The sequence below is a fragment of the Streptomyces sp. M92 genome (assembly GCF_028473745.1).
Lineage (GTDB): Bacteria > Actinomycetota > Actinomycetes > Streptomycetales > Streptomycetaceae > Streptomyces.
The window spans coordinates 830,404-848,244 of sequence record NZ_CP101137.1; the positions used below are offsets into that span (position 1 = coordinate 830,404).

The 17,841-nt window shown below is 72.5% G+C and carries 16 protein-coding genes and 2 tRNA genes; 3 read left to right on the forward strand and 15 right to left on the reverse strand.

Annotated features, from left to right (window positions below):
* Positions 1 to 22: 22 nt before the first annotated feature.
* The 10 genes from M6G08_RS03765 to M6G08_RS03810 form a co-directional block, all read right to left on the reverse strand.
* A tRNA-Ala gene (locus M6G08_RS03765) sits at positions 23 to 95 on the reverse strand.
* Between the two features lie 162 nt (positions 96 to 257).
* Complete coding sequence (locus M6G08_RS03770) at positions 258 to 491, reverse strand: hypothetical protein (protein WP_003976229.1); 234 nt, start codon at positions 489 to 491, stop codon at positions 258 to 260.
* A 3-nt stretch (positions 492 to 494) separates the two neighbouring features.
* On the reverse strand, positions 495 to 668 hold the full coding sequence (locus M6G08_RS03775) for a hypothetical protein (RefSeq protein ID WP_107429636.1): 174 nt from the start codon (positions 666 to 668) through the stop codon (positions 495 to 497).
* Between the two features lie 201 nt (positions 669 to 869).
* Positions 870 to 942, reverse strand: a tRNA-Ala gene (locus M6G08_RS03780).
* Between the two features lie 145 nt (positions 943 to 1,087).
* Positions 1,088 to 1,759, reverse strand: coding sequence for a histidine phosphatase family protein (locus M6G08_RS03785; protein ID WP_073722978.1), 672 nt, complete (start codon positions 1,757 to 1,759; stop codon positions 1,088 to 1,090).
* Entirely contained in the window at positions 1,756 to 2,202 is a 447-nt protein-coding gene (rsfS, locus tag M6G08_RS03790) for a ribosome silencing factor (RefSeq protein WP_272585773.1), read from the reverse strand. The genes M6G08_RS03785 and rsfS overlap by 4 nt, the downstream gene beginning before the upstream one ends.
* 81 nt (positions 2,203 to 2,283) lie before the next feature.
* On the reverse strand, positions 2,284 to 4,077 hold the full coding sequence (locus M6G08_RS03795) for an LCP family protein (RefSeq protein ID WP_272585774.1): 1,794 nt from the start codon (positions 4,075 to 4,077) through the stop codon (positions 2,284 to 2,286).
* A gap of 17 nt (positions 4,078 to 4,094) precedes the next feature.
* Entirely contained in the window at positions 4,095 to 4,793 is a 699-nt protein-coding gene (gene nadD / locus M6G08_RS03800; RefSeq protein ID WP_272585775.1) for a nicotinate-nucleotide adenylyltransferase, read from the reverse strand.
* A 74-nt stretch (positions 4,794 to 4,867) separates the two neighbouring features.
* Positions 4,868 to 5,035, reverse strand: a complete 168-nt coding sequence (locus M6G08_RS03805; protein ID WP_272585776.1) for a hypothetical protein — start codon at positions 5,033 to 5,035, stop codon at positions 4,868 to 4,870.
* A 141-nt stretch (positions 5,036 to 5,176) separates the two neighbouring features.
* Positions 5,177 to 5,338 carry a hypothetical protein gene (locus M6G08_RS03810; RefSeq protein WP_079187196.1) on the reverse strand — a complete coding sequence of 54 codons (162 nt, stop codon included), beginning with the start codon at positions 5,336 to 5,338 and terminating at the stop codon, positions 5,177 to 5,179.
* Positions 5,339 to 5,479: 141 nt separating this feature from the next.
* On the opposite strand from M6G08_RS03810, the gene M6G08_RS03815 reads away from it, so the two are divergent.
* Positions 5,480 to 6,628 (forward strand): M48 family metallopeptidase, encoded by a 1,149-nt coding sequence (locus tag M6G08_RS03815; RefSeq protein WP_272591248.1) that lies wholly within the window; start codon positions 5,480 to 5,482, stop codon positions 6,626 to 6,628.
* 28 nt (positions 6,629 to 6,656) lie between these two features.
* On the opposite strand, the gene M6G08_RS03820 is transcribed toward M6G08_RS03815, so the two are convergent.
* The 5 genes from M6G08_RS03820 to proB all read right to left on the reverse strand — a co-directional run bounded on the left by M6G08_RS03820 (position 6,657) and on the right by proB (position 12,868).
* Complete coding sequence (locus tag M6G08_RS03820) at positions 6,657 to 7,727, reverse strand: SCO2583 family membrane protein (protein WP_272585777.1); 1,071 nt, start codon at positions 7,725 to 7,727, stop codon at positions 6,657 to 6,659.
* An 86-nt stretch (positions 7,728 to 7,813) separates the two neighbouring features.
* On the reverse strand, positions 7,814 to 8,392 hold the full coding sequence (locus tag M6G08_RS03825) for an SCO2584 family spore wall biosynthesis protein (RefSeq protein WP_217251876.1): 579 nt from the start codon (positions 8,390 to 8,392) through the stop codon (positions 7,814 to 7,816).
* Between the two features lie 133 nt (positions 8,393 to 8,525).
* Positions 8,526 to 9,812 carry a glutamate-5-semialdehyde dehydrogenase gene (locus tag M6G08_RS03830; RefSeq protein ID WP_272585778.1) on the reverse strand — a complete coding sequence of 429 codons (1,287 nt, stop codon included), beginning with the start codon at positions 9,810 to 9,812 and terminating at the stop codon, positions 8,526 to 8,528.
* A gap of 1,327 nt (positions 9,813 to 11,139) precedes the next feature.
* Positions 11,140 to 11,616, reverse strand: coding sequence for a DUF8830 family protein (locus tag M6G08_RS03835; protein WP_524540350.1), 477 nt, complete (start codon positions 11,614 to 11,616; stop codon positions 11,140 to 11,142).
* A 145-nt stretch (positions 11,617 to 11,761) separates the two neighbouring features.
* The gene (gene proB, locus M6G08_RS03840) at positions 11,762 to 12,868 is read right to left on the reverse strand and encodes a glutamate 5-kinase (RefSeq protein ID WP_272591249.1); all 1,107 of its coding nucleotides are present in this window, start codon (positions 12,866 to 12,868) and stop codon (positions 11,762 to 11,764) included.
* Between the two features lie 418 nt (positions 12,869 to 13,286).
* Here proB and M6G08_RS03845 point away from each other — a divergent pair, with 418 nt between their 5' ends.
* Positions 13,287 to 15,323, forward strand: a complete 2,037-nt coding sequence (locus tag M6G08_RS03845; protein ID WP_272585780.1) for a hypothetical protein — start codon at positions 13,287 to 13,289, stop codon at positions 15,321 to 15,323.
* Positions 15,324 to 15,500: 177 nt separating this feature from the next.
* Positions 15,501 to 17,732, forward strand: coding sequence for a bifunctional glycosyltransferase/CDP-glycerol:glycerophosphate glycerophosphotransferase (locus M6G08_RS03850; RefSeq protein ID WP_272585781.1), 2,232 nt, complete (start codon positions 15,501 to 15,503; stop codon positions 17,730 to 17,732).
* Positions 17,733 to 17,841 lie beyond the last annotated feature (109 nt).

Below are 17,841 nucleotides of genomic sequence, written 5' to 3' on the forward strand. Positions count from 1 at the left end.
CGGGGGTTTCCCTGTCTTCCTGTGGAGCTAAGGAGAATTGAACTCCTGACCTCCTGCATGCCATGCAGGCGCTCTACCAACTGAGCTATAGCCCCTTGTTTCGCTCCGCCCGGTTTCCCCGGCGGCGACGCCAACATTACACGGTCCACCGGGCACAACACCAAATCGTTTCCGGTTCGCCCGATTTGCCCGCATGCAGGCCCGACACTACAGGCCCTCTACGTCGGCCCTCTACGTCGGTCCTCTACACCGGGCCGCTACGCCGTGACGAACGAGTAGAACCGTTTGAGCGTGCAGTGCTCCTCCAGGAGCCGGCCGTAGATCGGCTCGCCCTCGAGTTCGCGGTACGTCTCGATCGGGTCGCCCTTTATGATCAGCGCCCGCGCGCACTCCTCGCACCAGTACTGGTAGTCCGGGTTGACCGGCTCCATGTCCCGCACGATCGGCGTGCCGCTGCCGCACCAGTCGCACTTCCGCCTGTGTGCACCCATCGATCAGCTCCAGCTGTGGCCGCAGGCCGTGCACACGTAAGAGATTCCGCCGTTGTCCCCGAGGACCTGGGCCACGTGCCCGGAACCGCAGGAGGGGCAGAGGAGACGAGTGGCCGTGTTCCGTGTCACCGCCGAGCCGAGGAGGTGACCGACCTCCTCGATGACGCTCGCAGGCATCGCCACTCCCTCCCGTCGGGTCGCGGTCCCCTTCCGGCCGTTTGATTCTGCCACGAGCGGGCCAATACGGTCAGCGACGCCTCAGTACCATTCCGGACACGGAGTTCCACCGATGTATACGCCCGTGGGACGCGTGTTGCTCAAGCGGACGCGAACGAAAAATCCCGCCCCCCGAGGGGGACGGGATTCGTCCGTGGGCTGTGGAGCTAAGGAGAATTGAACTCCTGACCTCCTGCATGCCATGCAGGCGCTCTACCAACTGAGCTATAGCCCCTTGCTGCCACCCGGCCGGAGCCGTGTGGTGTTTCGTCCCGCTCGGCGGGGCGAACAAGAAGAACTTTAGCCTGCGACCTGCCGGAAAGTGAAATCCGGGTCCCGGGCCCACCCGGAGCCCGCTCCCCGGCCACTCCCCCGGCCGCTCAGTCGTCGTCGCCGAGCACCGGTTCCGGCAGGGTGCCGGCGTTGTGCTCCAGCAGGCGCCAGCCCCGGGCGCCCTCGCCCAGGACGGACCAGCAGCAGTTGGTGAGGCCGCCGAGGCTCTCCCAGCTGTGCGGCTCCAGGCCGAGCAGACGGCCGATGGTGGTGCGGATGGTGCCGCCGTGGCTGACCACGACGAGAGTGCCGTCCTCGGCGAGCTTCTCGGCGTGCCGGAGCACGACGGGGGCGGCCCGGTCGGCGACCTCGGTCTCCAGCTCGCCGCCGCCGCGGCGGACCGGCTCGCCGCGCTTCCACGCCGCGTACTCCTCGCCGTGCCGGGCGATGATCTCGTCGTGGGTCAGGCCCTGCCAGACGCCCGCGTAGGTCTCCCGCAGGCCCTCCTCCAGCGTCACCTCGAGGCCGGTGAGGGCCGCCAGCTCCGCGGCCGTGTTCGCGGCGCGCGCGAGGTCGGAGGCGACGATCGCGTCGGGCTTCAGGTGCACCAGCAGCTGCGCCGCGCGCCGGGCCTGGGCTACGCCCGTCCCGGTGAGCTCGACGTCGGTGGTGCCCTGGAAGCGGCGCTCCACGTTCCACGAGGTCTGGCCGTGCCGCCACAGGATGACGCGCCGGCCGCGGCCGGGCCGGCCGGCCGTCACCTCGCCGGTGGCGCTCACCGCCAGTCCCCGTCGGTCTCCGTCGCCTCCTCGGCGGCCTGGCGCTCGGCGTGCTCCTTGGCCTTGCCGCGGGTCTCCTTGGCGTCGGCGGGCAGCTCCAGCTCGGGGCAGTCCTTCCACAGCCGCTCCAGGGCGTAGAAGACGCGCTCCTCGCTGTGCTGGACGTGGACGACGATGTCGACGTAGTCGAGCAGGACCCAGCGGGCCTCGCGGTCGCCCTCGCGGCGCACCGGCTTGGCGCCCAGTTCCTTGTTGAGCCGTTCCTCGATCTCGTCGACGATCGACTTGACCTGGCGGTCGTTGGGCGCGGAGGCCAGCAGGAAGGCGTCCGTGATCGACAGCACGTCGCTGACGTCGTAGGCGATGACGTCGTGCGCGAGCTTGTCGGCTGCCGCCTGGGCGGCGGTGTTGATGAGTTCGATGGATCGGTCGGTCGCGGTCACTGCGTGGCTTTCGGTCGGCGGTCGTTTGACCTCAAGGGTCTCACGACCGCCGACGGCGGCCCACGTGATAAACGTCCGCCCCTACGACGCCGGGTCGTAGTCCTGGCCGAGCACCACCGAGACCCTGGCGTTGGCGGAGACCTCGCCCTGCTTCACCGCGTCGGCGGACAGGCCCAGGGTCTTGGCGACCTGGACGGCGCTCTCCTTGTCGGCGGCCTCGGCGTAGACGACCTCCGAGGTCGCCTCGGCGCCGGAGGCGGTGCCGCCGGACAGGAATGTGAAGCCGCCGTTGAGGAGGGTGACGCGGGCCTTGGCGGTGCGCTCCTCGACGCCGGTGGCGTTACGGACCGAGACGCTGACCGCCGCGTCCTTGTCAGGGCTTTTGGCGGTGCCGCCGAGGACGTCCTTGACGACGCCGTCGGCGGCCTCGGTGCTGAGCCTGCCGTCGTCCTGGACGGGCAGCAGTTCCGTCTTGAAGTCACCCCCCTTGGCGAGGTCGGAGAGCCCGGCGAGGAAGGAGCCGAGGTCCTTCTCGGTCAGCGGCGGGTCGAGGATCAGCCCGAGGGTCTGGACGGTGGTCGTCGCGGCCTGCGGATCGGAGGAGAGCTTCCGCAGCACGCCCTGCATGACCTGCCCGAACCGCTGCAACTGGGCGTCGGCCTCCTCGCCGGATCCCCGGTACGTGGCGTAGGCGACGGCCATCTTGCCGCTGAGCGTCTGGGCCTCGCCCTTGTGGACGAGGGGGGCCGCGCCCTTGTCCTTGGCGTCCGGGTCGGGGACGTCGGTGTCGGTGTCGACCTCGATGTTGCCGACCAGGTCGACCAGGATCTGGAGGTAGGGCGTGTCCAGGCGCCAGGTGCCCTCGATGTCGGTGCCGAGGACCGTGTCGAGCGCGGTGCGGGTCGCGTCGGGGCCGGCCTCGTCGACGGACTTGTCGAGCGTGGTGGCGGTGCCGTCGTCGGCGGTCAGGGCGAGGGTGTTGGGCAGCAGGACGGCGGTGCCCTGCTCGGCGGTGGTGTTGTCGACGAGCAGGGCGGTGGAGGTGCCGCCGCCGTCGGTGTCGTGCAGGTGGACGGCGATCACGTCGCGCTTCTGGGCGCCCGCCGCCGTCGTACCGCCCGTCCTGTCGTCCGAGGAGGACGTGCCGGGCAGCTTCCCGGCGTACCAGAGGTAGCCGACGCCGCCGACCGCGACCAGCGCCAGGACGACGGCCAGGGCGACGATCCGTGTGCGGGCGCGGCGCCGGGCCTCCTCGCGGCGTTCGGTGCGGTTCTCCGTGAACTTCATCCAGTCGATGACGTCCTCGGAGTCGTCGGTGGGCTCCTCGACGAAGGCGAACTGCTCGGTGCGGTACTCCCGGTCGTCCCGGTCGTCCCGGCCGTCCCGGCCGGGCTCGGCGCTCTCGGCGGAGGGCTCCGGTTCGTCGGGCGGGCCCGCCTGCTGCGGGATGTGTGCGGTCTGCTCGGCGACCCGGGGCTGCGCGGTGCCGGCGGCCGCCTGGCCGTAGGGGTCGTAAGGGCTTTGGGTGTGGTGGGGGTCGTACGGCTGCTGACCGGTGTCCCAGCCCGGCTGGGAGCCGTGGGGGGCGTAGGCGTCGTAGGGCTGCTGACCGCCGCCCGCGTACGGGTCGTAGCCATAGCCCGGGTGGTTCTGGTGGTTCTGGTGGTTCTGGTGGTTCTGGTGACCCTGCTGGTCGTGCCCAGCCTGGTACTGCCCGTACGGGTCGTAGGGGTCGTACGGCTGCTGACCGCCTGCCTGGGAGGGGTCCTGGCCGTGGGCCTGGGCCTGGCGGTACACGGGCCGGCCGTACTCGTCGTAGCCGACGATCTCGTACGGGTCGCCGCCGCCGTATCCCGCGTCGTATCCGTCGTTCACCCGGTGCCCCTCTCGGCTCACTCGCCGCGGTACAGCTGGCGCTTGTCGATGTAGCGCACGACTCCGTCCGGCACCAGGTACCAGACGGGGTCGCCCTTGGCGACTCTCGCACGGCAGTCCGTGGAGGAGATGGCGAGGGCGGGGACCTCGACCAGCGAGACGCCGCCCTTGGGGAGTCCGGCGTCCGTCAGCGTGTGACCGGGCCGGGTGACGCCGATGAAGTGGGCGAGGGAGAACAGCTCCTCGCTGTCGCGCCAGGTCAGGATCTGGGCGAGGGCGTCGGCGCCGGTGATGAAGAACAGGTCGGCGTCCGGGTTGAGCGCGCGCAGGTCGCGCAGGGTGTCCACGGTGTAAGTCGGACCGCCGCGGTCGATGTCGATGCGGCTCACGGAGAACTGCGGGTTCTCGACGGTCGCCACGACCGTCATCAGATAGCGGTCCTCGGCGGCGGAGACCGTGCGGTGGCTCTTCTGCCAGGGCTGCCCGGTGGGCACGAACACCACCTCGTCGAGGTGGAACTGCGCGGCGACCTCACTGGCCGCCACGAGGTGACCGTGGTGGATCGGGTCGAAGGTGCCGCCCATGACGCCGAGGCGGCGCTTGCCCGAGGGCGCCGGGCCGTTGCCCCGGCCGGTGGCGCGGGCGGGCACCGCGCGGTTGTGCGTGCCGTGCGCCGGCGCGTGCGCCGAACCGGTAGGCATGTCCTGCTCTCCCATGCGTGCAGACCCTACCGGCCCGGCGTGACGGCTCCTGCCGGGCCCACTGCCTGGGGGCACACGGCCCCCCGCGCTCAGCGGTCGCGGTTGAACCGGGTGGTGATCCACAGCAGGAGCATCAGGATGACGAACGCGCCGATGCCGGTGACGTAGGGGCTGAGACTCTCGTGGTTGCCGCCGTGACCCTCGCCACCCTCGGAGGCGAGGGTCACGATCTGGGCAGCGGTGCTGTGGAAGCTCATCTTCGGCAGGACCTATCCGGTGTGGGCGGAATAAAGACGTCGCCTCATCGTATGCGGGCGCCTCGCGGGCGATCACGCCGACTCCGCCGTCGGGGAGGTCCGGGGGCTGTCCGGTGCGGTCCGGGGAACCTTCGGGTGGCGTCAGTCGTCCTTCCGGCTGTACCCCCGCAGCAGGAACCACGCGGTCAGCACACAGCCCACCACCATCACGATCAGCACGATCCGGAGCAGATTCCCCGGCCCCTGCTGCTCTGCCGCCGTCGCCGCGGCGGCGAGCCAGTCGGTGTGGGGGGTGTGCGCCATGACGGGACTCCTTCGCTGTACTGCCCGTCCACGGTATCTCCGCCTAGGCTGGGCTCGGCTTCGGGGGCGCAAAGGGCCGTACAAGGGTTCGCAAAGGCCCAGACATACGCACAGGCCACACACACGCACATGGGGGAAGACATGTCCGACGGCCACCAGCACAACGGGCACGAGAACGTGCCGAGCAGGCAGCGCAGGCGCTTCCCCGGAATCTCCTCGCGTGCGTACGAGCACCCGGCCGACCGCAGCGCGCTGGTGGCGCTGCGCAGGCTGAGCGGTTTCGACACGGTGTTCAAGGCACTGAGCGGGCTGCTGCCCGAGCGCAGTCTCAGGCTGCTGTTCCTGTCCGACTCGGTGCGGGTCTCGGACCGGCAGTTCGCCCATCTGAACGTCATGCTGCGCGACGCCTGCTACATCCTGGACCTGGAGAAGGTCCCGGCGATGTACGTGAACCAGGACCCCAAGCCGAACGCGATGTGCATCGGCCTGGACGAGCCGATCATCGTCGTCACCACGGGCCTGGTCGAGCTGCTCGACGAGGAGGAGATGCGGGCGGTCGTCGGGCACGAGGTGGGGCACGCGCTGTCCGGGCACGCGGTCTACCGGACCATCCTGCTCTTCCTGACCTCGCTCGCGGTCCGGGTCGCCTGGATCCCGCTGGGCAACGTGGCGATCATGGCGATCGTGACCGCGCTGCGCGAGTGGTTCCGCAAGTCGGAGCTGTCCGCCGACCGCGCGGGTCTGCTGGTCGGCCAGGACCTCCAGGCGTCCATGCGGGGCCTGATGAAGATCGCGGGCGGCAACCACCTGCACGAGATGAACGTGGACGCGTTCCTGGAGCAGGCCGACGAGTACGAGGCGGGCGGCGACCTGCGCGACTCCGTGCTGAAGATCCTCAATGTGCTGCCCCGGTCCCACCCCTTCACGACGGTGCGGGCCGCCGAGCTGAAGAAGTGGGCGGCCTCCCGGGACCACCAGCGGATCATGGACGGCCACTACCCGCGGCGCGACGAGGACAAGGACACCTCGGTGCGGGGTTCCTTCCGCGAGTCGGCGTCCAGCTACGCCACCCATGTGCGCGACTCCAAGGATCCGCTGATGAAGCTGGTGAACGACATCGCCGGCGGCGCCGGGGACCTCGGCGACCGGATGCGGCGCGGCTTCGGCGGATTCGCGTCCTCGCAGCCGAGGCCGCCCAAGGACGAGGGCGGGCCGGCGTCCGAGGGACCGGGCCCCGCGTCGGGCGGCCCCGGGACGCCGGACGACCGTCCGCCGGGCGGCGGCGCCTGAGAGGCCGCGGGGCGCCTGAGGACAGGCCCTACACCTTCGGCTGGGCGCTCGCCGCGAGCGTGCCGCACAGGGCCTTGGGGTTGTCCTCGGTGTAGGGGTCGGTGCCGGCGGGGAGTCCGGTCCCGGCCGTCTGGCCGGCGAGCAGCGGGCGCAGGTGGCCGGCCGGGTCGTCGGCGCAGGAGAGCGGTCCGGCCTGGACGTGGGAGGCGACGAGCTGCGTCTGCCGCAGGCGCAGGTCGTCCCGGTCGAAGCGGAAGTGCAGTTCGCGCCGGACGGTGAACAGGGACGTCTCCGCCCGGTCGTCGCCGGCGGGCCGCAGCGGGTACACCATGGTGTGGTCGGCGGTGACCTCCAGCGTGGAGGCGTCGGTCTCCGTGAAGCGCATGCTGCCGTGCACCCGGATCTCGGCGTCGGCCAGCTCGGTGCGGGCGGGGTCGAAGCGCACCAGCCATCCGGTGGCAGCGTGCCGGCCGTTCCGGGCGGGCCTCTCGAAGCTCCGGTCGAACTGTTCCAGCTGGGCCGGGTCGAGCAGCACCCGCACCGACCGGACCTCCTCGCCGCCGAGCACGTCCGGGTCCAGCGCCGAGCGGACGATGTACTGCTTGGCGGTGGTCAGCGCGTTCATGACCTGGTCGTCCGAGAAGTGCGCGGTGCGGTGGTGGCCCGGCAGCGGGACGCCCCTCGCCGCGGCCTGGAACTCCGCGGCGGGGCTGTGCTCGTACAGGTGGGCGGCGTCGGCCGCGCCGGGGACCTCGCCCTGCGGGGCGAGCGGGACGACGGTCATCCGCACCGGCTCGGCGGCCCGTTGGGCGGCGGGGCTCTGGTACGGGTGCCGTACACCCATGTAGAGGGCGGTGCCGACGGCGACGGCGACGAGGACGACGAGGATCAGCGCCTGCCGGGAGAGGCCGGCCCGGCGCAGCGGGGTGCGGCGGCGTACGGCGTGCGCGTGGTCGGCCATGCGCTCCTGGGCGGAGAACTCCTCCAGCCGGGCAGCACGGACGAACGACTCGTCGAAGACGACGGATCGGTATTCGTCCTCTCCGCCTCCGGGGGAGCCCTCGGGCGTCCCTCCGGGCGGGTCGCCCAGCCCTGCCATACCTTCAGGGTTGGTCTGCCCGGGGCCCGGTAAACGCGTCGCCACGGGTCAGGTCGGGACAGCTTGCGAGCCGCCGGGCGGGCAGGTCAGGGGCTGCGCGGGATGACCGGGACGGCGGGCTGTGAGTAGTCGGCGGAGGCCGACGGCGTCACCTTGCCGCCCTGTTCGGGACCGGTGGAGGCGGGTGAGGCCGGTGGGGGCACCTGCTGGGTGCCGCCGCCCGAGGAGGCGCCGCGGTAGACCGCCGCGAAGGCCAGCGCGACCATGCCGACGCCCATCACGACGGCGAGCATCCAGGCGACCGGCCGGTGCCAGCGGACCTGCTTGCCGGTGGCCGGCGGGGCGCCGTAGGGGCGGTCCAGGAGGTCTCGGTCGTCGTCCGGGTCGTCGAGGTCGGGATCATGGCCGAAATCGCCGTACCCGTCGTCGTAGCGCTCGGCTCTGCTGCGGCCGCGGCGGGCCGCTTCCGCCTCGGTGGCCTCGGCTCTGGCCTCGGCGGCGGCCAGGAGGCGTTCGACGGCGGACGGCTCGTGCACCGCGGCCGCCCGTACGAAGGCCTCGTCGAAGACCACGGAGGCGAACTCTTCGTCCGACACCCCGTGGTCGTGGTCGTCGTCGGGCTCCCAGCCGTCAGGGAACGGCCTACCCCCCACGTCCTCCGGCACGGGTCCAGAGTAGACCTGGGGGGTCGTTTTGGGCAGACGGCGGGGAAATTCATCCGGTGGGTGAGATGCCCCGATCGGGTCACGGGCGCGTGGCATCCACCCTCGGCGCGCGCCGTGGGCGCGGCGCCGGCCGTCAGCGCCGTACGTGCCCGTCGCCGGTGACGATGTACTTGGTGCTGGTCAGCTCCGGCAGGCCCATGGGGCCTCGGGCGTGGAGCTTCTGCGTGGAGATGCCGATCTCGGCGCCGAAGCCGAACTGGCCGCCGTCGGTGAAGCGCGTGGAGGCGTTCACGGCGACGGTGGTGGAGTCGACCAGCTGGGTGAAGCGGCGGGCGGCCTGCTGCGAGGTCGTCACGATGGCCTCGGTGTGGCCGGAGGTCCACAGCCGGATGTGCTCGACGGCCTTGTCGAGGGAGTCGACGACGGCCGCGGCGATGTCGTACGACAGGTACTCGGTCTCCCAGTCCTCCGGCGTGGCCTCGACGGCCGTCACCTTGGAGCCCTCGGCGTAGGCCATGACCCGCTCGTCGGCGTGCACGGTGACGCCGGCCTCGGCGAGGGCGTCCAGGGCGCGGGGCAGGAAGGCGGCGGCGATGTCCTGGTGGACCAGGAGGGTCTCGGCGGCGTTGCAGACGCCGACCCGCTGGGCCTTGGAGTTGACGAGGATGTCGACCGCCGTGTCGAGGTCGGCCTGGGCGTCGACGTAGACGTGGCAGTTGCCGGTGCCGGTCTCGATGACGGGGACGGTGGACTCCTGGACGACGGTGTTGATCAGCGAGGCGCCGCCGCGCGGGATGAGCACGTCGACCAGGCCGCGCGCCCGCATCAGCTCACGCACGCTCTCGCGGCTCTCGCCGGGCACCAGCTGCACGGCGTCGGCGGGCAGCCCGGCCCCGCCCACTGCGTCGCGCAGGACCCGGACGAGGGCGGTGTTCGACTGGTAGGCGGAGGAGGAGCCGCGCAGCAGCACCGCGTTGCCGGACTTCAGGCAGAGGGCGGCGGCGTCGACGGTGACGTTGGGCCGGCCCTCGTAGACGATGCCGACGACGCCGAGCGGCACGCGGACCTGGCGCAGGTCGATGCCGTTGGGGAGGGTGTTGCCGCGCACGACCTCGCCGACCGGGTCGGGCAGAGCGACGACGTCCCGCACGTCGGAGGCGATGGCACGGACCCGCTCCGGGGTCAGCGTCAGCCGGTCGACGATGGCCTCGCTGGTCCCGGCGGCGCGGGCCTTGGCCACGTCCTGGGCGTTGGCCTCGACGATCTCGCTGGTACGGACCTCCAGCGCGTCCGCGACGGCGAGCAGCGCGTCGTCCTTGGCGGCCCGCGGCAGCGGCGCGAGGTCGGCCGCGGCGGCCTTGGCCCGGTAGGCGGCCCGGGTGACCGGGGACATCGAGTCGTACGGCGAGAGCGTGGTCATGGGGGAAGCGTAGTAGGCCGGACGGCGCTGCCCACCGGTCGTCCCAAACCCCGAGACATGCGCCGAAGGGGGCGAAAAGGGACGGGCCAGGGCCCGGGCCCGGTCTGGTTTCCGGTCGCGGCCCGGGGAGGCGAGCCCGGCGGGCGGGGGCGGGGGCGCCCGGCGCCGGCCGGGGGCGGGGGCGCCCGGCGGCGGCTCGGGGGCGGGCCCGGTGGCGCGGGGATGGGCCCCGGTGGCTCGGGGACGCCGGTGGCTCGGGGACGGCCCCGGTGGCTCGGGGACGGCCCCGGTGGCTCGGGAGCAGCCCGGGTGCTTTGGAGGCGGCTCCCCGGTGGCTCGGGAACAGTCCGGGTGCTTTGGAGGCGGCTCCCCCGGTGGCTCGGGAACAGTCCGGGTGCTTTGGAGGCGGCTCCCCGGTGGCTCGGGAACAGTCCGGCGGTCGGGGTGGACCGGGCGGTCGGGGCGCCCCGCGGCGGCTCGGCGGCGGGCCCGGTGGCGCGAGGGCGAGCCCGGCGGCTCGGGGGCGACCTCGGTGCCTCGGAGGCGGCCTCGGTGGTTCGGGAACAGCCCGGCGGCCTCGAGAGCAGCCCGGTGGCTCGGGAACAGCCCTGCGGTCGGGGCGACGCGAAGGCCCGAGCGCAGGGGTGGACCGGCGGCCGAGGGCGGTCGGGTGGCGCAGCGGCGGCGGCGCAGGGGCCGCGCGGGAGCAGCCCAGTGGCTCGTGGGCAGCCAGTCGACGCAGAGACAGCCCCGCAGCCCAGGTCCATCAGGCAGCCCCTCGACACAGAGACAGCCCCGCAGCCGAGGCGGTCGGGCGGCGCAGCGGCCGCACGGGGCCAGCACCCGGCGACACAGGAACAACGCGGCGACGACGCGGGAGCAACACAGGAGCTCAGGGACAGCCCGAAGACGCAGAGACAGCCCGGCAGCCCAGGTCCATCAGGCAGCCCGGTGACGCAGGGGCAGCTCGGGGTGGCGGGGTCGGGGCACTGCTGGGATGGCGGGGCCCTGAGGGGCCGGCGCGAGGGCGTTCCCGCGCCCAGGCGCGCTGGGATGGCCGGGGACCTGAGGGGGTGGCGCGGTGGGCGTTCCCGCGCGCAGGTCGGTCCCGCGCATCGGTGAGGATGCCGCCGACTGTGGGCAGAGCAGGCAGACGCCCTCCACGCACGGGTCGGGCACAGGGCAATCGCGGCCACCTGCGCCGAGCGTCCCCGGCAGGCCTCGCACCACAGACACGGACCGGTGCCGCCGGGGTCTGCGAGCGCGGACGCCGAGCGCTCCCGGCGTACCCCGCACGATGAACACAGACCGAGCGCGGACAGTCCCCCTAGAACGGGTGGACCCCCACCGGTGTCGCCGGAGCCGGGCCGTAGCCGGCGGCGATGCGCTGGTGGTAGGTGGCCCGGTCGATGACCTCCAGGCCGACGATCTCCCAGGGCGGCAGCCCCGCGGTCTGCCGGTGCTCTCCCCACAGGCGCAGGGCGACGGCGGCGGCGTCGTGCAGGTCGCGGGCCTCCTCCCAGTACCGGATCTCGGCGTGGTCGTCGGCGTAGCGGCTGGTCAGCAGGAAGGGGTGGTCGTGGGCGAGCTGTTCCAGGGCCCGGCGGACCTCGGACAACGGGGCGCGGGCGCCGGAGACGCTGAGCGTGACGTGCCACAGGCGCGGGGTGTGCTCGGGTTCCCCGCCCTGGAAGCGGTCGCCGGCCGCGACGCTGGTCAGGGGGCGTTCCTCGCCGGCCGCGCGGGGCACCTTGCGGGCGCTGCCGCCCGGGCGGGCGCGGGACGCCGCCGTTCCAGGGCGCACTCCGCTCACGACGGCCTCCTTCACGCACACTGCTGAGCCCGGTGGTCGGCCGGGCCTGTCGCTGAAGGAAAGTTGAGCAGGCCTCGCAAGATCGCGGGGCGGTTTTGCGGAACGTACACCGCCGATTCGGGGACGTTTCGGCCCATTACGGGTGCAGGATCACCAGATCGTCCCTGTGTACGACCTCACGTTCGTACGCCTGTCCGAGTTCGCGCGCCAGATCCCGGGTGGAGCGGCCGAGCAGCCGAGGCAGCTCCTTGGCGTCGAAGTTGACCAGCCCCCGGGCGACCGCGCGGCCCGCCCCGTCCCGCAGCTCGACGGGCTCGCCCGCGGCGAAGTCGCCCTCGACACCGGCGATGCCGGCCGGCAGCAGCGACTTGCGGCCCTCGACGACCGCGCGGACCGCCCCGTCGTCGAGGACGAGCGCCCCCTGCGGGGTGGAGGCGTGCTGGAGCCACAGCAGCCGGTCGGCGGAACGCCTGCCGGTGGCGTGGAAGTAGGTGCCGGTGTCGCCGCCGGCCAGCGCGTCGGCGGCGTGGACGGCGCTGGTCAGCACGACGGGGATGCCGGCGGCGGCGGCGATCCGGGCCGCCTCGACCTTGGTGACCATGCCACCGGTGCCGACGCCCGCCTTGCCGGCGCTGCCGATCTCGATGTCCGCGAGGTCGGCCGGTGCGCGCACCTCGGCGATCCGCGAGGTGCCGGGCCTGCTCGGGTCTCCGTCGTAGACGCCGTCCACGTCGGAGAGCAGCACCAGCAGGTCGGCGCGGACCAGGTGGGCGACGAGGGCGGCGAGCCGGTCGTTGTCGCCGAAGCGGATCTCGTCGGTGGCGACGGTGTCGTTCTCGTTGACGATCGGGAAGGCGCCCATCGCCAGCAGCTTGTCGAGGGTGCGGGACGCGTTGCGGTGGTGGGCACGGCGGCTCATGTCGTCGCTGGTCAGCAGCACCTGGCCGACACGGACGCCGTAGCGGGCGAAGGACGCGGTGTAGCGGGCGACCAGCAGGCCCTGGCCGACGCTGGCGGCGGCCTGCTGACGGGCCAGGTCCCTGGGACGGCGGCGCAGGCCCAGCGGGGCCAGACCGGCGGCGATGGCGCCGGAGGAGACCAGGACGATCTCCCGTTCCCCGCCGCTGCGGACCTTCGCGAGGACGTCGACGAGCGCGTCTACCCGGTCGGCGTCCAGGCCGCCCGCCGCCGTGGTCAGCGAGGAGGAACCGACCTTGACGACGATCCTGCGGGCCTCGCCCACGGCCTGCCTTGCCCCAGCCACTGTTGCCGCCCGTCCTTCCCCGTCGACGCGCGCCCGTCCGGGCGCCCGCCAGGCAATCTACGCGAAGCGGGTCGCGTGCCGCGCCGCGGTCCAGGCTGCGGACGGCGCGGCCGGCCCGGCTCCCGCGCCGAGCCCCGCGGGCGACCGCGTCGACCGCACGCGCCCACCCGTACCGACCGCCGGAGGCCACCCGCACCGGCGCCCGGGCCAACACGTGCGTGTCGTCGGGTGGCCGCCGTGCGTTAACCCGGATGTCCGATGCGCGACGAGCAAGCCTGGAGCGACCGCAGTGCCCCTATCCCTGCCCCGCCGCAGACTTCCCCGCCGTGTCCCCCGCCCGGGCCGCCGCCCGCGCCCCCGTGTCCCCGGCCTCGCCCTGCCGCGCCGCCGGACCGCCGTGAAGCTGCTCGTCCTCGCCGTGCTGGCCACCGCGTCGGTCGCGCAGGCCGTCGGCGCGCTGCTGCCGCACGTGCCCCTGCTGCTCGCCGCGACCGCCGGTTCGCTCGCCGCCGAAGGGGTGCTGTACCGGTGGCAGCGGGGCATGGTGTCGCTGTTCGCCAAGTCGCACGCCGACGTCACGGTGCGGCACGTGCTGCGGGACCTGCTGCTCGTGGTCGGCCTGCTGCGCCTGGGCGAGCAGCACCGGGAGCCCGCGTACGCCCCGCTGGTCGCCGCCCTGCTCGCCTTCTACGGGCTGCACTGGGCGATCCAGGCCGCCTCCGTGCTGGTCCGGCGCACCCGCACGCTGCCCGTGGTCACCCGGAACGTGGACACCTCCGCGCTGCGCCTGTCCCCCGCCCCACCCGCGCTGCTGCGCCGCCCCGGCCACCGGCTGGCGGTCCTCGGGCTGCCCGCGACGGCCGGGCTGCTGGCCACGGCCGCCGCCGACGCCCCGGTGTACGGGGCGGCCGGCCTCGCCCTGTCGCTGACCATGGCGCTGACCGGCCTGGGCGTGCTGCTGCTGCGGCTGCTGCCGGGGCGCCGGCCCGCGGGCGAGCAGGAGGTCCTGGACTGGTTCGACGCCTGGCTGGCTCAGTACCGGCCGACCGTCGGCCTGTACTTCTCGGGCGGGGCGTCCTCGGCGTACCAGGCCAACATGTGGCTGGAGCCGCTGGCGCGGCTGGATCAGCGCCCGGTGATCCTGCTGCGGGAGCGGCACATGGTGCAGCGGATCGCGGCGACCGACATCCCCGTGGTGTGCCTGCCGAAGGTGTCCACGCTGATGCGCCTGGAACACTCCACGCTCCAGGTGCTCCTGCACCCCTCCAACTCGGGCAAGACCTCGCAGGTCCTGCGCATCCCCACGATCAAGCACGCGTTCGTCAACCACGGGGAGAGCGACAAGCTGTCCTCCTGCAACCCGTACGCGAAGGCGTACGACGAGGTGTGGGTGGCCGGTCCGGCGGCGCGCGAGCGGTACGCGCTGGCGGAGGTCGGCGTCGAGGACAAGGACGTGGTGGAGATCGGCCGCCCGCAGCTGGACGCCGTACGGCCGTACGCGGGACCGCCCGCGCAGGGGGCGTTCACGACGGTGCTCTACGCGCCGACCTGGGAGGGCTGGGACGGCAACCCGGGCAACACGTCGGTGGTGGAGGCCGGCGAGAACCTGGTGCGGGCGCTGCTCGCGGACCCGAGGGTACGGCTGCTGTACAAGCCGCATCCGCTGACGGGGTCGGTGGACCCGCGGGCGCGCGCTGCCGACCTGCGCATCCGGGAGCTGGTGCGGTCCGCGAACCGGGAGCGGGGCGGGCCCCGGCCGGACGCGTCGGCGGCGGCCGGGCTGGGCCGGCTGACGGCGGAGCTGGACCGGCTGACGACATCCGGTTTCCGCTCCGCCGCGGACCAGGCGGAGCGGATGCTGCGGCAGCCGGCGCCGGAGCCGGGACGGGCCGCCGCGGTGGCGCGGGCGGCGGCCGCCTGGGAGGAGGCGTACTGGGCCTCGCTGCCCGAGTGGGAGCACCAGGTCGTCACCGACGCCCGGCCGCCGCTGTACGCCTGCTTCAACCGGGCCGACCTGCTGATCAGCGATGTGTCGAGCGTCATCAGCGACTTCCTGGCGAGCGGCAAGCCGTACGCGGTGGCCAACACCAGCGGGCTGGCCGAGGACGGGTTCCGCAAGACGTTCCCGACGGTGGCGGCGGCGACCGTGCTGGCGCCGGACGCGGCCGGGGTGCCCGCGCTGCTGGACGCGGTCCGGCACCCCGAGCGCGACGCGCGGGCGGCGGAACGGGCCGGGCTGGCCCGGCGCCTGCTGGGCCCCGCCGAACCGTCGTCCCAGGAGCGTTTCGCCGGGGCCGTACGGGCGCTGTGCGCGGCGGCCGGTGAGCACCGGGCGCGGATGGCAGGGCGGCTCGCGACGGAACTGTCGCTGCCCGGCCCCCGGCAGCAGTCGCCCGGCACCCTGCCCGCCGACGTTCCGGAGCGGCGCGTGTGAACCGTGCGTGATGTGTGCGCACAGTACAACGCATGTGTGGATCCTCAAGAGGCAATCCGGCCGAAGATGAAACGTAGTCCCACATCGAGGGCATCGGATTTGGCGGCGCGGCACAGACTGGCCCGCTACGGTGTCTCGAAAACCACCACCAGCCCTCATTGGAACAGGTTGCAAAGGATGCCCAGGCTTTCCCTCATCATCCCCGTGCACAAGGTGCAGGCCTATCTGCCCGAGTGCCTCGATTCCGTACTCGGGCAGGACTACACGGACTTCGAGGTGATCGCGGTCGACGACTGCTCGCCGGACGGTTCCGGAGTCCTCCTGGACGAGTACGCGGCGCGCGACGCACGGATCGAGGTGATTCACCTCACCGAGAACGTGGGGCTGGGGCGAGCCCGGAACGCGGGCCTGGAAAAGGCCAAGGGCGACTACGTACTGTTTCTGGACAGCGACGATACGTTGTCCGCCGGAGCGCTGACCGCGATATCCGACCGTCTCGACGCCACGGACGACCCCGAAATACTCATCTACGACTACGCCCGCACCTACTGGGACGGCAAGGTCAGGCGCAACCAGCGGGCCGACCTGCTGGCGAACGACGGACCGGACGTCATTTCCCTGCGTGACCGCCCCGAGCTGCTGGATCTGCTCCAGATCGTGTGGAACAAGGCGTACCGGCGCGACTTCGTCGCCCGCGCCGGGCTCACCTTCCCGCCCGGGTACTACGAGGACGCCCCCTGGACGTTCTGCTCCCTGATCACTGCCGAGCGGATCACCCTTCTGGACCGCGTCTGCGTGTACTACCGGCAGCGCCGCGAGGGCGGCAACATCCTCAAGACGGTCAGCCGCAAGCACTTCGACGTGTTCGACCAGTACCGCCGCGTCTTCGACTACCTCGACGCGCACGAGGAACTGGACCAGTGGCGCGGCCCGCTGTTCCGCAAGATGGTCGACCACTACCTGACCGTGCTGGAGCACCCGGGCCGTCTGCCGCACAAGGCGCGGGCGGAGTTCTTCGGCCGCGCCTCGGCCGACTACCGCGCCCGCGTCCCGCGAGGTTTCGCCCGGCCGGCCGGTGGCCAGGGCCACAAGTACGCCATGCTGGAACGTGGCGCGTACAACACCATGGTGTACGCCACGCGCGCGGTGCGGCTGCGTCATGAGGTCAGGAAGCGGGCCCGTTCCGCCCTGAACCGGTCCAAGCGTCGCGCCATGGGGGCCTTCTACCGCTCCCAGCTCAGGCTGCCGCTCGACGAGAACCTCGCGGTGTTCTCCGCCTACTGGAACCGCAGTGTCTCCTGCAACCCCGCGGCCATCGAGGCCGAAGTCGCCCGTGTCGCTCCGCACATCCGCCGGGTGTGGGCGATCCGGCCGGACGCGGTGGACCAGGTGCCCGCGGGCACGGACTTCGTGCGGGTGGGCTCGCGCGAGTACTGGGCGGTCATGGCGCGCGCCAAGTACCTGGTCAACAACGTGAACTTCGGCGACAACGTGGTGAAGCGGGAAGGCCAGGTGCACGTACAGACGCATCACGGCACTCCGCTGAAGACCATGGGGCTGGATCAGCGGAAGTACCCGGCGTCCACCAACATGAGCTTCCACAAGCTTCTCAAGCGTTGCGACCGCTGGGACTTCAGCATCAGCTCCAACCGCTTCTCGACCTTGGTGTGGGAACGGGTCTACCCCTGCTCCTACACCACGCTGGAGACCGGCTACCCGCGCAACGACGCCCTCGTCAACGCCGACTCCGACGCCGTGCGCAAGGCGCGTGCGGCGCTGGGGCTGGGCGAGCGCACGAAGGTGTTCCTGTACATGCCGACCCACCGCGAGTACCAGCCGGACTTCACTCCGCCGCTGGACCTCGCCAGGCTCGCCGACGAGCTCGGGCCCGACGTGACCGTGCTGCTGCGCGGCCACTACTTCTACGGCAACTCGGCCCACGCCGACGAGCTGCGCAGCACGGGCCGGATCGTCGACGTCTCCGGGCACCCCACGGTGGAGGAGCTGTACCTCGCGGCGGACGCCCTGATCACGGACTACTCCTCGGCGATGTTCGACTACGCCGTACTGGACCGTCCGATCATCAGCTACGTCCCCGACTGGGATACCTACTCCGTGGTCCGCGGCACGTACTTCGACCTCCTCCAGGAGCCGCCCGGCGCGGTGGCGACCACGCAGGAGGAGCTGATCCGGCTGCTCACCACGGGCGAGTACGACGCTCCGGAGGCCACCCGGCACCGGGACGCCTTCCGTCGCCGTTTCTGCACGTTCGACGACGGGCACGCGGCGGAGCGCGTCGTGCGGCGCGTCTTCCTGGGCGAGCAGGCGCCGCTGCCCGTGGTCCCGTTCGACGAACGCCTCCCCGTCCCGACCCCGGCCCAGACGATCGAGGGCGACGAGCGGGTCTGACGTAGTCGGGGCGGCCCGCTCTGGGGAGCGACGGGCACGGACAGAGAGTGCCCTTCGACCAGTGGTGCCGCACTTGCCCAGGGCGCGCCGACCCATAACTCACGGAAAT

Excerpts from the sequence above, each read along its gene's own strand:
- M6G08_RS03820 (WP_272585777.1), bottom strand. The coding sequence starts at position 7,727 with ATGGCAGGGCTGGGCGACCCGCCCGGAGGGACGCCCGAGGGCTCCCCC.
- M6G08_RS03830 (WP_272585778.1), bottom strand. The coding sequence starts at position 9,812 with ATGACCACGCTCTCGCCGTACGACTCGATGTCCCCGGTCACCCGGGCC.
- M6G08_RS03770 (WP_003976229.1), bottom strand. The coding sequence starts at position 491 with ATGGGTGCACACAGGCGGAAGTGCGACTGGTGCGGCAGCGGCACGCCG.
- M6G08_RS03850 (WP_272585781.1), top strand. The coding sequence starts at position 15,501 with ATGCCCAGGCTTTCCCTCATCATCCCCGTGCACAAGGTGCAGGCCTAT.
- M6G08_RS03805 (WP_272585776.1), bottom strand. The coding sequence starts at position 5,035 with ATGAGCTTCCACAGCACCGCTGCCCAGATCGTGACCCTCGCCTCCGAG.
- M6G08_RS03810 (WP_079187196.1), bottom strand. The coding sequence starts at position 5,338 with ATGGCGCACACCCCCCACACCGACTGGCTCGCCGCCGCGGCGACGGCG.
- M6G08_RS03775 (WP_107429636.1), bottom strand. The coding sequence starts at position 668 with ATGCCTGCGAGCGTCATCGAGGAGGTCGGTCACCTCCTCGGCTCGGCG.
- nadD (WP_272585775.1), bottom strand. The coding sequence starts at position 4,793 with ATGGGAGAGCAGGACATGCCTACCGGTTCGGCGCACGCGCCGGCGCAC.
- M6G08_RS03815 (WP_272591248.1), top strand. The coding sequence starts at position 5,480 with ATGTCCGACGGCCACCAGCACAACGGGCACGAGAACGTGCCGAGCAGG.